The sequence below is a fragment of the Paenibacillus sp. FSL K6-2524 genome (assembly GCF_038005525.1).
Lineage (GTDB): Bacteria > Bacillota > Bacilli > Paenibacillales > Paenibacillaceae > Fontibacillus > Fontibacillus anaericanus.
The window spans coordinates 3,874,072-3,887,138 of the sequence record NZ_JBBOSP010000001.1; the positions used below are offsets into that span (position 1 = coordinate 3,874,072).

A 13,067-nucleotide genomic window follows, 5' to 3' on the forward strand; every position below is an offset into this window, starting at 1 on the left:
TTCAATATAATGATATCAATTATAATGATAGTCACCAACAATGATCGGAGCTGTTATTGAATGGAACATCGTCTTCTAGAATATTTTGTGGCAGTAAGCGAAGAATTGCACTTCACCAAAGCTGCGGACAAATTAAATATCTCGCAACCAACACTCAGTCAGCAGATCCGTTTGCTTGAACAAGAACTAGGTACGCCTTTATTTCATCGTTCAGGTAAAAAGAACTTTCTAACCCAAGCAGGCCAAATCCTGTTGGAACATACCCAGCGCGTCTTTCATGAGTTAGATCAGGCAAAATTAGAAATAAATGAATTGGCCGGGGTAAAGCGCGGCAAATTGACCATCGGCTGTTCAGGGAATCACCTCTTATTGAATACACTTATTTCTTTTCACCGGCAATTCCCTGGTGTTGAGTTGACGATAACCGAACTAGCTACCGCCGAAACCTGTGAAGGTCTGCTAAACAACAAACTCGATCTAGGTATCGTGTTTCTACCATTGAGACACGAGCAGCTAGTCAGTACCCCGCTTTATGATGAAGAATTGGTACTGGTCGTCTCTTCTTTGCATCCATTCTCAGGCTTACAACAAATCCAGTTGGCGCAGCTTTCTGAGATTCCGCTCATTTTATTTCCACATAAATTTCTGGTGCGTCAAATGCTGGATACAGCTTGTACCGGAATAGGTACCACACTACATCCTATAATGGAGTTATCTACTATGGAGTCCCAATGGCAGATGGCCGCACATCATATTGGTGGCACTGTACTTCCTGCATCGTATGCTGCTACCTTACGAGACACAAGAATTACTATGATCCCGTTAGCCGAGCCAACACCACGACAAAGCGTAGGTTTCGTCCATCATAAGGATATGTACATCGATTCAGTCATCGGGGCATTTATCGATCATTTAACTCGAAAAGATAATTTCGGATCGGCTTTATCTAGTGGTTAGTTTTTAACATCATGACAGTGATCTAGTACCTTATCTCCTCCCTTTAAGCTCATTTCACGAATATGCTTTGCTTATTTACTTGCAGTTTGGATGACGTCAGATGAATCATTAACTCTTCAATTGCCGATAGGCTTGCTACAATACAAATTATATTGATTAGAACACTAACATCTATGTAGGGAAGCAATAGTGGAAATATGAACAGGCTGAGCCCAGATATTTTATTTCCGTATGTATGAAGAATTGCAAAGGTTTTATATTTCACCAGAACTACAATCATCGAAACTATTCTAGTCATACCAATAGCAATAATCCAAATTATTATAGGGTTTGTAAGATTCACGATTGGATATAGTATAACGAATAACACAATGAGCATGATCAAATCGGCTATGCTGTCTAGCTTTGCGCCAAACAGGCTTGCTACTCCTTTCTTTCTAGCGATATAACCATCCAACATATCACTTATCCCACAAGCAATATAGATCACATAAAAGACTATGCTTAATGGTTGAACCACAAATAAAGCTAGAGAAAACAATATTCTACAAAACGATAGATAATTGGGGATCGACTTCATCTCATCAACTCACCTAATGTAAAATTTGGAAATCTATTCATCTATATAGTATCTTTCAAAAAGAATCTGTCAATAAGTTTGTGTAAACCCGCATGAGCGCTATATAAATGCGGGTTTTTATCGTACTCTGTTGTCGGTGTACCGCGGATGATTGGTTAAAGTTGACAATTTTTTATTTACATGCAATTATATCTAAAAGATATATCTATTAGATTGGAGTGATAAAATGGCAACGAATAAAAACAAAACCCGCTATGTCATACTTGGGCTTTTAAACGAAGAGGATCTATCTGGTTATGAAATAAAACGAATTATAGATCTGCGATTGTCATTCTTTTGGAACGAAAGCTTTGGTCAAATTTACCCTGAACTCAAACGACTTACGTTGGAGGGCCTCATTGTTACCTCAGATCAGACCAGTAATAGTGGCAAGGAAAGCAAAAAGTACTCCATCACCAATCAAGGACGACAAGAATTACAGGAATGGCTTAAAGTTCCCGTAGAAACAGAGCTGATACGCTATGAAATTTTGCTCAAGCTATATTTTTCAAATGCATCTACATCAAGCAGTATGATCAATCATATTAAAGAGTTTGAAATAAACCATCGTAAACAACGAGAGCTATTTCAAAAGTTTGAAACACAACTTAAACAAAATATAGATGTACATAGCAATCACAGACAAATTCTCATGGTGTTGGCCTTTGGTCAACAAGTTTGGGATACTTATGCCCAGTGGTGCGAGGAAACCGTACAATCACTGGAATTGATCTCTACAGAACACGGAGAGACAGACCATGGGTAAGAAAATCGATTTTTATTACTTTTCCGGTACGGGCAACACGCAATTTGTTGTTAACCAGGCTGTGAAATCGCTTGAAACGTATGGCATTCAAGTGTCTTTAAAACTTATTGAAAAGGGATATATTTCACTTGAACCAGCGAATGAACTATGGATTGCATTTCCGGCTAACTCTCAATCCGTGTCCCCTTTTGTATGGAGATTTTTAAAATCACTGCCTTATAGTAAAGGAACACTTGTACATGTATTAGTTACACTTAATAATTCGGTTCATATTTTATCGCCACTCTACTCTTTACTCACCAAAAAAGGATATATCCCTACCTCTGCATGTGAAATAAGTATGCCAAATAACATGGTTGATTCTGATTTCAATCAAGATAAGGACCTGAAAAAGCTTAAATATGCAAGTGAAAAGGTACATCGTTTTGTCCACAACACAATGGCGGGTAACTTTTCATGGAAATCTGAGTTTAAAGGATCGAAATGTATCTCTTTATTATCCAGAGAAACACGACTTCCTTGGATTTCGATGAGGCTTATGCTTAAACTTGAAACCATTCCATCAAATTGTATCGATTGTGGCATGTGTGCGAAACAATGCCCGGTTAACAATATTCGCAAGGTTAATCAAGTTTTTATTCACGGTTCTGATTGCCAGTTTTGCATGAAGTGCGTAGCCAAATGTCCAAAGAAAGCTATACAAGTTAAAGGAAAGAAAAGTATCAAATTTCAACAAACACAGAAGGATGCCTATATTTCAACTACGGAATGAGGGAGGCTAGATCAAGATGGGATTACATATCACGGGGTTTTTAGTGGCTCTATTCATTTTACTGCCTAATGTTTTATTTGCATTTCTCCCACCGCAAAATACTCCAAATTACTTACATACTTCATCTATTATATTTACGATACTTGAACAAGTTGGTCGTATAGCATGTCTTACTCTTCCCATTGTGTTTGGTAAAAAAATTGCAGAACAAAATATCAATTTCATGACTGTTTTAATGGGTATATGCCTCTTAATTTATTATATATGCTGGATTTACTTTTATATAAAAGGTAGAGAGTATGATCAATTATTTAAGCCTTTAGGATTCATCCCTATTCCTATGGCTGTATTTCCAGCCTTGTACTTTATTTTTCTTGGAATTTGGCTTCATTCATTTATATTCCTTGTACCAGCATTGCTATTCGCCATAGGACATCTTGTAAGCAGTTGGAATATATACACCCAGTTGAAATAATACAAAAAGGCTTCGGTATTACGGCCTGAGCCGTTACCGAAGCTTTTTATCATTACATAACTAACAATTCAACGATCTCATCATTCTTATCGACAGGTGCAATTGCTTTACCAATGGATTTTCGCTCACTTAGTGGTGCCGATTCAGAACTGAATAGGTGTTTGCCACCATCCTTGGTCACTGCCATGATTGTCAATGGTTCCTTACAATGAAACACATCTATCATGCGGCTACCATTTGGTTTCACACGCTTGCCTTCTTTGAATTCAAAGCTTTGGACCCCTTTACCGCCACGACTTTGCACCGGATAATCCAATAACAAACTTCGTTTGGCATAACCTAGATCTGAGACGACGAGTAGTTCACCTTCATCCCCTTCGACTAACTGGGCTCCTACTACCTCATCACCATCTTTGAGACTAATTCCCCTTACGCCCGCAGACACACGGCCCATGGAGTTCACTTCTGACTCAGCAAAACGAATGACCATCCCTTGCTGCGAAAGAAGTAAAATATCCTGTGTATTACTGCTTACCGTTACACGTATCACTTCGTCTCCGTCTGCAACTTTACAAGCTGCAATAGCACCAGAGCGCTTCGTCTCGTATTCCCCCAGTTCTGTCCGCTTCACTTGACCACGTTTGGTAACGAACACAAGGCTCAAATTCGGCTCTTCAAAATTCCGTAGTGGGATGACACTGACAATGCGGTCTTCCTTGGACATCGGTATAACATTAACAATAGCCGTACCATTGTCCTTCCACTTAAATTCCGGAATCTGATGTACAGGAAGAAGGAAATATTGTCCCTTCTGCGTGAAAATCAATACGTTCTGTAACGTATCAACATCCAGCAGATGCTTAATGTAGTCTCCATCTTTCACACCTGAACCTTCACGTTCACCACCAGAGCGTGTGAATGACAACATACTAGTTCGCTTGATGTAACCTTCGTTCGAGAGGGTAACAAGTACATCCTCTTGCGTTACCATAACTTCCAGATTCACCTTCAGCTCTTCCACTTCACCCTGGATAACCGAGCGACGATCAATTCCGTATTTATCTCGAATCTCGAGCAATTCCTTCTTAATGACGGCGACGAGTTTTTTGTCACTGTCGAGAATACCACGTAGAATGGCAATCTTCTTCTGTAACTCATCTAGATCCTTCTGCAGTGCAGTTATCTCCAGATTAGTAAGACGATATAATTGCAAAGTAAGGATTGAATCCGCCTGCCGTTCCGTAAACCCGAACATCCATTGCAAATTGTTCTGTGCATCCTGTCGATTCTTCGAAGCTTTAATTGCCGCGATTACCTCATCCAGAATATTCAGTGCCTTCACAAGGCCTTCCAGTACATGGGAGCGGTCCTCTGCCTTCTCTAGATCGTATTGTGTGCGGAAGGTTACTACCTCTCGCTGATGGGCGATATAGGCATCCAAGATCGCTTTCAGTCCAAGCTGACGTGGTGCCTTCTTCACAATAGCAACCATATTGGAGTTGTAGGTGACTTGCAAATCCGTCTTCTTGAACAGATACGCGAGAATCCCCTGTGCATCGGCATCCTTCTTGAGTTCTACAACAATGCGCAACCCGTTTCGACCACTCTCGTCACGAACTTCAGCAATCCCATCGACCTTTTTCTCTAGTCGAATGTTCTCCATCGAGTTAACAAGACGAGATTTGACAATTTGGTACGGAATTTCCGTAATAACGATCTGTTGTTTCCCCCCACGAAGGGTTTCGATCTCCGTTTTTGAACGAATATAAATACGGCCTTTGCCAGATGCATAGGCATCCTGAATTCCGTCTTCGCCCATAATAATACCACCTGTTGGAAAATCCGGACCTTTGACGAAAGTCCGAATCTCTTCCATACTGATGTCCGGTCTCTCCATTACAGCTATACAAGCATCGATTACCTCACGTAAATTATGAGGCGGAATCTCAGTAGCAAAGCCCGCAGAAATCCCACTTACCCCGTTAACAAGCAGGTTAGGATACCTAGCCGGCAATACGACTGGTTCCATCGTTGTATTATCAAAATTATCTTTGAATGGTACGGTTCGTTTGTCGATATCGCGCAACAATTCAAGCGCTATTGGCGAAAGTCTAGCTTCCGTATAACGCATTGCTGCTGCTGGGTCATCATCCTGAGAACCCCAGTTCCCATGACCATCCACAAGAACATGAGCCATCTTCCACGGTTGTGCCATCCGCACCATACCGTCATAAATCGAAGAGTCACCGTGTGGATGATAATTACCCATTACATCCCCGATGGTCTTGGCTGATTTACGATAAGGCTTGTCCGGTGTATTGCCGGAATCGAACATGGCGTATAGAATCCGCCGTTGCACAGGCTTTAAACCATCGCGCACATCGGGAATGGCACGGTCTTGAATAATGTATTTGGAATACCGACCAAATCTATCACCTACGACTTCTTCTAAATAGGCCGGCAAAAAGTTCTCTAACATGCTCAAATCAAGTCACCTTCTATTCCTCATACTCTGTAAAATCTACATTTTCCACAATCCAACGTTTACGTGGATCGACCTTGTCACCCATTAGCGTAGATACCCGGCGCTCGGCCTTGGCTGTATCCTCGATCTGCACCTGTAGCAACGTCCGTGATTCAGGATTCATCGTTGTTTCCCATAGCTGATCTGGATTCATCTCTCCAAGTCCTTTATACCGCTGTAACTCAAAGTTTTTGCCAAATTCCTTCAAATAATTCTGTAATTGTTCGTCACTCCATGCATAACGAATCGTCTCTAGCTTGCCAGAGCGACGCGTGATCTTGTAGAGTGGCGGTTGAGCGATATATATACGCCCCGCATCGATTAACGGCTTCATATAACGGTAGAAGAAAGTAAGTAGCAATACCTGAATGTGAGCTCCATCTGTATCCGCATCCGTCATAATGATAATCTTAGAATAATTGCAGTCCTCCACGGCAAATTCCGTTCCGATACCTGCACCAATCGCAGCAACAATTGCCCGATACTCATCATTCTTCAGAACATCGGCAAGTTTCGCCTTCTCCGGATTCATCGGCTTACCCTTGAGTGGTAAGATTGCTTGGATCTTTGAATCCCGTCCTTGCTTGGCTGACCCCCCCGCCGAATCTCCTTCCACGATAAAGAGTTCGGTTCGTGTGAAGTCCTTCGACTGCGCTGGAGTTAGCTTACCTCCAAGATTGGAGCTCTCGCTCCGTTTCTTGCCGGTCCGCATTTCATCACGAGCCTTACGAGCTGCTTCGCGTGCTTTCGAAGCTTGAACGGATTTCTTGATTAAAGATTGACCCACCTGAGGATTCTCTTCCAGGAACAGTGCCATCTTCTCTGATACGATTGCATCTACCGCACTACGAGCAGAAGAACTACCGAGTTGGTCCTTAGTCTGGCCTACGAACTCCACCTCAGACATCTTGACGCTGATAACAGCCATCATACCTTCTCGCAAGTCGCTTCCTTCCAGATTCTTATCCTTTTCTTTCAGGATACCATTCTTACGAGCATAATCGTTCATAACCCGAGTATATGCGGTTTTGAAGCCCGTTTCATGTGTACCTCCGCCGCGAGTCGGAATGGAGTTTACAAATGATGCCAATGTCTCGGTGTACCCTGCATTATATTGAAGGGCGACCTCCACCTCGATATCGTCCCGTTCGGAATAGAAATGAATTACATCATGGAGAACATCTTTGCCGTCATTCAGAAACTGAACGAACTGACTGGCTCCACCTTCATAGAAGAACTCATCGGACCGATCAGAACGATCATCCTTCAAGGTCACCTTCAGACCCGAATTCAGAAATGCAATCTCCTGTAAACGTTCTGCTAGCGTATCATAATTTAGCCCAATTCCATTCGGAAATACACGAATATCCGGTTTGAATGTTACCTTGGTGCCACTCCGGTTCGTATTCCCGATCACTTCCAGACCACCAACTGCTTCTCCAACATGCTCGATGCCTTTTTTGTCTACCCAATATTCAAAACGTTGACGGTGAATTTTACCCTTACGATAAATATCTACCTCAAGCCATTCGGACAACGCATTCGTTACCGAAGCGCCGACGCCATGTAGACCACCTGACTTCTTATAACCGTTACCCCCAAATTTACCACCAGCGTGCAGGATCGTAAATACAACCTGCGGTGTAGGAATACCGGTCTTATGCATCTCAGTTGGAATACCGCGGCCATTGTCAAATACCGTTACCGAACCATCTTTATTCAAAGAAATATCGATTTTGGAGCAGTATTTTGCAAGATGCTCATCAACAGCGTTGTCAACAATTTCCCATACCAGGTGATGAAGTCCCGACGAGCTCGTACTGCCGATGTACATACCTGGACGTTTGCGTACTGCGACAAGCCCTTCGAGCACCTGAATGTCGTCCGCGTCGTATCCCGAAGCAGCGCCACCAGACACATCCCCGGAAGCCCCGCCTTCGAACAAATCGATTTGTTCGCCCATTCATGCTCCCCCTTTATGCTTCTTTATGTAGCAATTTTTATTTTTTAAATGCAAACAAGTGTTTTGTTACCCTTGTCCATTCTAATTCAAGATATCCTGTTTCGTAAAGACAAGGAATGAAACAAACAATGAACAAACCGCCCAAATAGCCAATATCATTAATGAAAAGCCTAGTGTCATCCCTTCAATTGGAGCGGGAGAGCCTGCTAAATAATTAGTTAATCCCAAATTTACCATAAATAAATATTTCGCACTTGTCCAGGCGGAAGCCATATTTGTCAGGATATTTCCTGCAATGAGTGCCGCCATCATGATGACAATACTAGCTGCCGTACTCCTAACGAGTACTGAAACCATGAAAGCAAGCATGGCGACAGTTATACTAACAAACCAAATTAAACCAGCTTGCATTAATAAGTACTCCCATTGAGGAACCGCATGTACTCCTGAAATATCTACTTCTGCACCATTCAGCACAAATCCTGTGAGTACGGGCATATTAAAACCCCCATAGCCGAAGAACAGTCCTGAAATCAAGTAACAAATGACATACGCAGACACAACAATAAGCGAGACAAACATAAGTAAGGTTATTAACTTACTCAGCAGTATTTTCCACCGCCTGATAGGCCTTGTTAGCAGCATCTTCACCGTTCCAGTTGTGCGCTCGGATGAAACGATATCAGAACCAACACCCATGATAAGAAGTGGAATAAACAACGTAGCTGCATTGTTCAAAAATTCGCGTGTAAACGATACGCCACCCGTTTGTTGTGGGTTAATATCATGTTCCAAATAGTATTTCATTTGCTGAATATAAATTTTGCGATATTTCTTCCATTCCTCCGGTACACGATCACTTCCAAGCGAATTCTGATTATCTGTAATCCCCTGTTGAACCTGTCTACGCCAATCATCCCCATATTTCTCCTGACTGTTCATGGAAACCTTAAGCTGTGCATAAGCAAACATAGGCACTAACACGACCAAGACTAATAGAATAACATAGAAGCGTTTCTTCTTGATCATCTTGATCATTTCATTCTTGACCAAGGGTATCATCCTATTCAATTCCTTCACCTTCCGTCATTTCCAAGAACAGTTGTTCCAGAGTAGGATTGATCTTCTGAACAGACTCCACTGAGATGCCTTGCTTGACCAAACGCGACACTTGATTTGCAATTTGATCTGGAGACATGATTGTAACAATAGCATGATCCCCCATGCCCGCAAGGATCGCTACATCGAGAACGTTATCCGGATCTTCAACAAGACGCACTCCATCCGCGATGAGTAGAGCCTCTCCCCCAGCCCTAGGTTCAAGTTGCCATACAACATAATTCGCGCCATCCGCGATTAATTCCTCCACCGTTCCGACTGCCAACACGCGTCCTTGACTAATGATAGCCACCCGGTCACAGAGTAATTGAATCTCACTGAGCAAATGACTAGATACGAATACAGCCATTCCTTCTTCAGCTAGTTTACGAATAAAGACACGTAATTCCTTAATTCCTTTAGGATCGAGTCCATTCGTTGGTTCATCCATAATAAGTAGTTTAGGTCGTCCAAGCAGAGCTTGAGCAATCCCAAGCCGCTGCCGCATCCCGAGTGAATATGTTTTTACTTTATCGTGAATCCGTGCGCCAAGCCTTACAGTGTCAACTACTTCAGCAATGCGTGCTGTGGACACTCCAGGCATCATTCGCGCAAAATGCTCTAGATTCTCCCAGCCTGTCAAATAGGTATATACCTCAGGATTTTCCACAATAGAGCCAACATAAGCCAGAGCTTGTTCTGGTTGTTTTTGAACATCGTATCCACAGATCTGAATTTTTCCCTCTGTTGGCCGGATCAAATCAACTAACATCCTTATTGTCGTTGTTTTGCCTGCACCATTAGGTCCCAAAAAGCCAAATATCTCTCCAGCCTTTACTTCAAAAGTTACATCCTGAACAATCCATTTCTTTCCGATCTTTTTCTTTATATGCTGCACCGACAAAACGGTTTGTTGCTGTTCACCTACAACCCTATTATTTGCCGTCATTGTCCTCACTCCTTATACCCATTCATTCCACTACACTCTTACCTAATCCTTGAACAATACGTTCTGCAATGGATTGATAACCTTCTCCATTTGGGTGAAAATGATCACCAGACAAATAAAGGGGGCCATTATTTGAAAATAAATCGTATGTAGGCACAACTAATGTCCTTTTATATTCACTCATTGTTTGCATAGCCAAGCTATTCCAATGGGTCACAGCCTTATTGCCTATTTCCTTTATACCTTCCAAATCGGCAAAAGGATTATATAGACTTACATATACAAGCTGTGCATCAGGGTTAATATCAACGAGTTTCTTCACGATCTGCTTGAAATTCTCACTTGCTTCCGTCACTGATTTTTCAAGTTCCATCTCGGTTGGAAACTCTCCACCACTCTGAAATTTCTCAGTTTCTTGAAACAAGTCATTCCCACCGATAGATAGCAGAATAACACCCGACTGCTTCAACACATATTGAACCCCTTTCTCGTCCAATAGTGGTATAAGTTTTGCCGTTGTTAATCCGTTAATACCTAAATTGTTCACTAATTTAGATTGGTCTCCACGTTCCTTCAATATTTGAACCGTTCTTCGCGCATAACCATTTCCTGTATCGTCACCTGTCCCTTTGGCAAGAGAATCGCCAATCGCCGTCACATCCAGAACCGATTCTATCTCAGGTGTCGGCAAAACACTTTCCTGTCGTGTCTGCTCATCGAAAATCGGTGCGCCTAAGGGATTCATTATATCTTTAACCGCATAGAAAAAACCGCATAACAGTAACACTGTTGACACGCCTGAGATCAGGCCAGTCGTTGTCCAAATCCGGGAAGTTGAGTTCATCATGATCCTCCATTCTCATGCTGCTTGTCAAACTTATGTAAATAACATAAAACTTCTTAAATCAATAAGCAAATTTTCCACAAAAAAAGGACTAGCTTTTTCAATCCAGATGCGATATACTATTTTTCGTTGAGAAAAAAACACGGGTTATTAGCTTAGCTGGTAGAGCAGCCGACTCTTAATCGGCAGGTCGTAGGTTCGACCCCTACATAACCCATATAAAGTAAGGAAAGAAGAGGGCTATTAGCCCTCTTCTTTCTTTGTCTATACTTCCACTCCATACCCTCACAAACGAAAAAGTGGCTGGCCCTCTTCTTTTTCAATAGAGGACCAACCACTTCGTTAAATGATAAGTTTGATGTTACTTTCCAATAAACTCCTGTACCCAATATCCATTATAATAGCCTACCCCAATTAAACCGTATTTCGCATTTAGAATGTTCGCCTTATGTCCGGGGCTATTCATCCATTCATTTACGACTTCTTTTGCGGTCTTTTGTCCCATGGCAATATTCTCACCTGCGTACCGATATGAAATGTTAAAAGCATCCATCATATCAAACGGAGAACCGTATTTAGGAGAAGTATGACTGAAATAATTACTATGGTACATTTCAATTGCTTTTTTCTTCGCCATGTTGGATAAATTCGTGTGAACAACCAATGGTTTCAACCCTGCTTTAACTCGCACCTGATTAACCATTTTGACAACTTCTGTAGCATGTTCTTTCTGAATTCGCGCATATACAGTAGCCAATTGCTGCGATTCCTTCGTTGAAGCTGCATAGGTGGTTCCACCTCCAACAACCTGAGATACAGGTATTGCTACTAATGAAGTAACCAAAACAGAGAATAGCATACCGGCTGCGATACGTTTCGTGTTGCATTTCTTCATGATGATTCGCCCCCTTAGCTTACCAACCACTATATGGGTTGCTGCTCACATTTTAACATGATGTGTACAATTATGCATACGCAATTATTGGTAAAAATACGTAACGGGTCCTATCTTATTTAAAGTTAGCTGCATTTTCCTTCGTTACTTTTTGATAAGGAATCCAAATGTATTGCTGATCAGAAATCTCAAATCCTACCGTGTCTTTATTAATTTCTGCACCTTTAGCAAGTAAGGATGCTAATTTAACAGCCGCTATCCCCTGGTTCTCAGCGTGATTGAGAACGGTCCCAAGCATTGTACCTTGCTCTAACGCTTTGAGAGCTGGTGATGTAGCGTCTACACCAACAACGGGCATATATTTGTCCCCTGAGAAATACCCAGCGTCTTCTAGAGCTTCAATAGCACCCAATGCCATGTCATCATTATTAGCAAATACAGCTTCGATCTTATCACCTTTAGCTGCTAGGAAGGATGCCATCTTCTCTTTCGCCTTATCTCGCTCCCACATCGCCGTATCTTCTTGTACTTTCTCAACTCTGATCCCAGCATCTTCAACGGCTTGAATCGAATACCGCGTCCGCAGCTCTGCATCCTGATGCCCTGGTTCGCCTTTCAACATCGCGTATTGCAAAACTCCATCACCATTCTTATCAGCCTCCGGATGCGTTTTCCAATATTGCGCTATAATCTCCCCCGAGAACGTTCCGGACTGTTCTGCTTTCGCACCAACATAATAAACTTTATCCCATTTTTTCATATCTTCAGCATGTGGTTCACGGTTCAAAAATACAACGGGTGTGCCACTTGCTTTTGCTTTATCAATAATGACACCTGCTGCTGTACGGTCAACTGGATTAATAATTAGAGCGCCTACTTTTTTGGAAATGAACACATCAATTTGATCATTCTGCTTGGGTTGTGAATTTTCACTATCAACAATATCCAATTTAGCAATCCCCTCGGAGTTTTTCTCGAACGACTTACGAACTCCCTTCATAAACGTATCGCCAAACTTATAGATCGCAACACCAACTTTAGGAGTCGATCCCCCATCTCTACCACTTACACTATTTCCATCACTTGAGCACCCTACTATCATAGTAGCTAGTAGCGCTATAGTCATACCTACGGTAGTTATCTTCTTCAATCCACATGACCTCCTAACAGCTATAATTATTTATGTCAGGTTCTAGTATATGCTC

The 13,067-nt window shown here is 42.0% G+C and carries 12 protein-coding genes and 1 tRNA gene; 5 read left to right on the forward strand and 8 right to left on the reverse strand.

Features of this window, described 5'->3' with window-relative positions:
- The first annotated feature begins 60 nt into the window (after nucleotides 1-60).
- On the forward strand, nucleotides 61-957 hold the full coding sequence (locus NST85_RS17750; RefSeq protein ID WP_341189988.1) for a LysR family transcriptional regulator: 897 nt from the start codon (nucleotides 61-63) through the stop codon (nucleotides 955-957).
- Nucleotides 958-1,006: 49 nt separating this feature from the next.
- Here NST85_RS17750 and NST85_RS17755 read toward each other — a convergent pair whose 3' ends face one another.
- Nucleotides 1,007-1,537 (reverse strand): CDP-alcohol phosphatidyltransferase family protein, encoded by a 531-nt coding sequence (locus NST85_RS17755; RefSeq protein WP_127190721.1) that lies wholly within the window; start codon nucleotides 1,535-1,537, stop codon nucleotides 1,007-1,009.
- Between the two features lie 226 nt (nucleotides 1,538-1,763).
- Here NST85_RS17755 and NST85_RS17760 point away from each other — a divergent pair, with 226 nt between their 5' ends.
- Genes NST85_RS17760 through NST85_RS17770 form a run of 3 tightly spaced genes read left to right on the forward strand, consistent with a single transcriptional unit; the run spans nucleotide 1,764 to nucleotide 3,589 of the window.
- A complete protein-coding gene (locus NST85_RS17760) occupies nucleotides 1,764-2,342 on the forward strand; it encodes a PadR family transcriptional regulator (protein ID WP_341189989.1) in 579 nt (192 codons plus the stop codon).
- Entirely contained in the window at nucleotides 2,335-3,114 is a 780-nt protein-coding gene (locus NST85_RS17765) for an EFR1 family ferrodoxin (RefSeq protein ID WP_341189990.1), read from the forward strand. The genes NST85_RS17760 and NST85_RS17765 overlap by 8 nt, the downstream gene beginning before the upstream one ends.
- 16 nt (nucleotides 3,115-3,130) lie before the next feature.
- Nucleotides 3,131-3,589: a hypothetical protein gene (locus NST85_RS17770; RefSeq protein WP_341189991.1), complete on the forward strand. Its 459-nt coding sequence runs from the start codon at nucleotides 3,131-3,133 to the stop codon at nucleotides 3,587-3,589.
- A gap of 52 nt (nucleotides 3,590-3,641) precedes the next feature.
- Here the strand turns inward: NST85_RS17770 and gyrA are convergent, their stop codons facing one another.
- The 5 genes from gyrA to NST85_RS17795 form a co-directional block, all read right to left on the reverse strand.
- Nucleotides 3,642-6,074, reverse strand: coding sequence for a DNA gyrase subunit A (gene gyrA / locus NST85_RS17775; protein WP_341189992.1), 2,433 nt, complete (start codon nucleotides 6,072-6,074; stop codon nucleotides 3,642-3,644).
- A gap of 13 nt (nucleotides 6,075-6,087) precedes the next feature.
- Nucleotides 6,088-8,076, reverse strand: coding sequence for a DNA topoisomerase IV subunit B (gene parE / locus NST85_RS17780; protein WP_127190726.1), 1,989 nt, complete (start codon nucleotides 8,074-8,076; stop codon nucleotides 6,088-6,090).
- 81 nt (nucleotides 8,077-8,157) lie between these two features.
- Nucleotides 8,158-9,147: an ABC transporter permease gene (locus tag NST85_RS17785; protein ID WP_127190727.1), complete on the reverse strand. Its 990-nt coding sequence runs from the start codon at nucleotides 9,145-9,147 to the stop codon at nucleotides 8,158-8,160.
- Nucleotides 9,140-10,123, reverse strand: a complete 984-nt coding sequence (locus NST85_RS17790) for an ABC transporter ATP-binding protein (protein WP_341189993.1) — start codon at nucleotides 10,121-10,123, stop codon at nucleotides 9,140-9,142. Before NST85_RS17790 ends, NST85_RS17785 begins: the two co-directional genes overlap by 8 nt.
- A gap of 22 nt (nucleotides 10,124-10,145) precedes the next feature.
- On the reverse strand, nucleotides 10,146-10,970 hold the full coding sequence (locus NST85_RS17795; RefSeq protein ID WP_341189994.1) for a GDSL-type esterase/lipase family protein: 825 nt from the start codon (nucleotides 10,968-10,970) through the stop codon (nucleotides 10,146-10,148).
- 141 nt (nucleotides 10,971-11,111) lie between these two features.
- On the opposite strand from NST85_RS17795, the gene NST85_RS17800 reads away from it, so the two are divergent.
- Nucleotides 11,112-11,184: transfer RNA gene (locus NST85_RS17800), tRNA-Lys, on the forward strand.
- 144 nt (nucleotides 11,185-11,328) lie between these two features.
- On the opposite strand, the gene NST85_RS17805 is transcribed toward NST85_RS17800, so the two are convergent.
- Nucleotides 11,329-11,862, reverse strand: a complete 534-nt coding sequence (locus tag NST85_RS17805; RefSeq protein ID WP_341189995.1) for a CAP domain-containing protein — start codon at nucleotides 11,860-11,862, stop codon at nucleotides 11,329-11,331.
- A gap of 115 nt (nucleotides 11,863-11,977) precedes the next feature.
- Nucleotides 11,978-12,964, reverse strand: coding sequence for a galactose ABC transporter substrate-binding protein (locus NST85_RS17810; protein ID WP_341191132.1), 987 nt, complete (start codon nucleotides 12,962-12,964; stop codon nucleotides 11,978-11,980).
- Nucleotides 12,965-13,067: the final 103 nt, after the last annotated feature.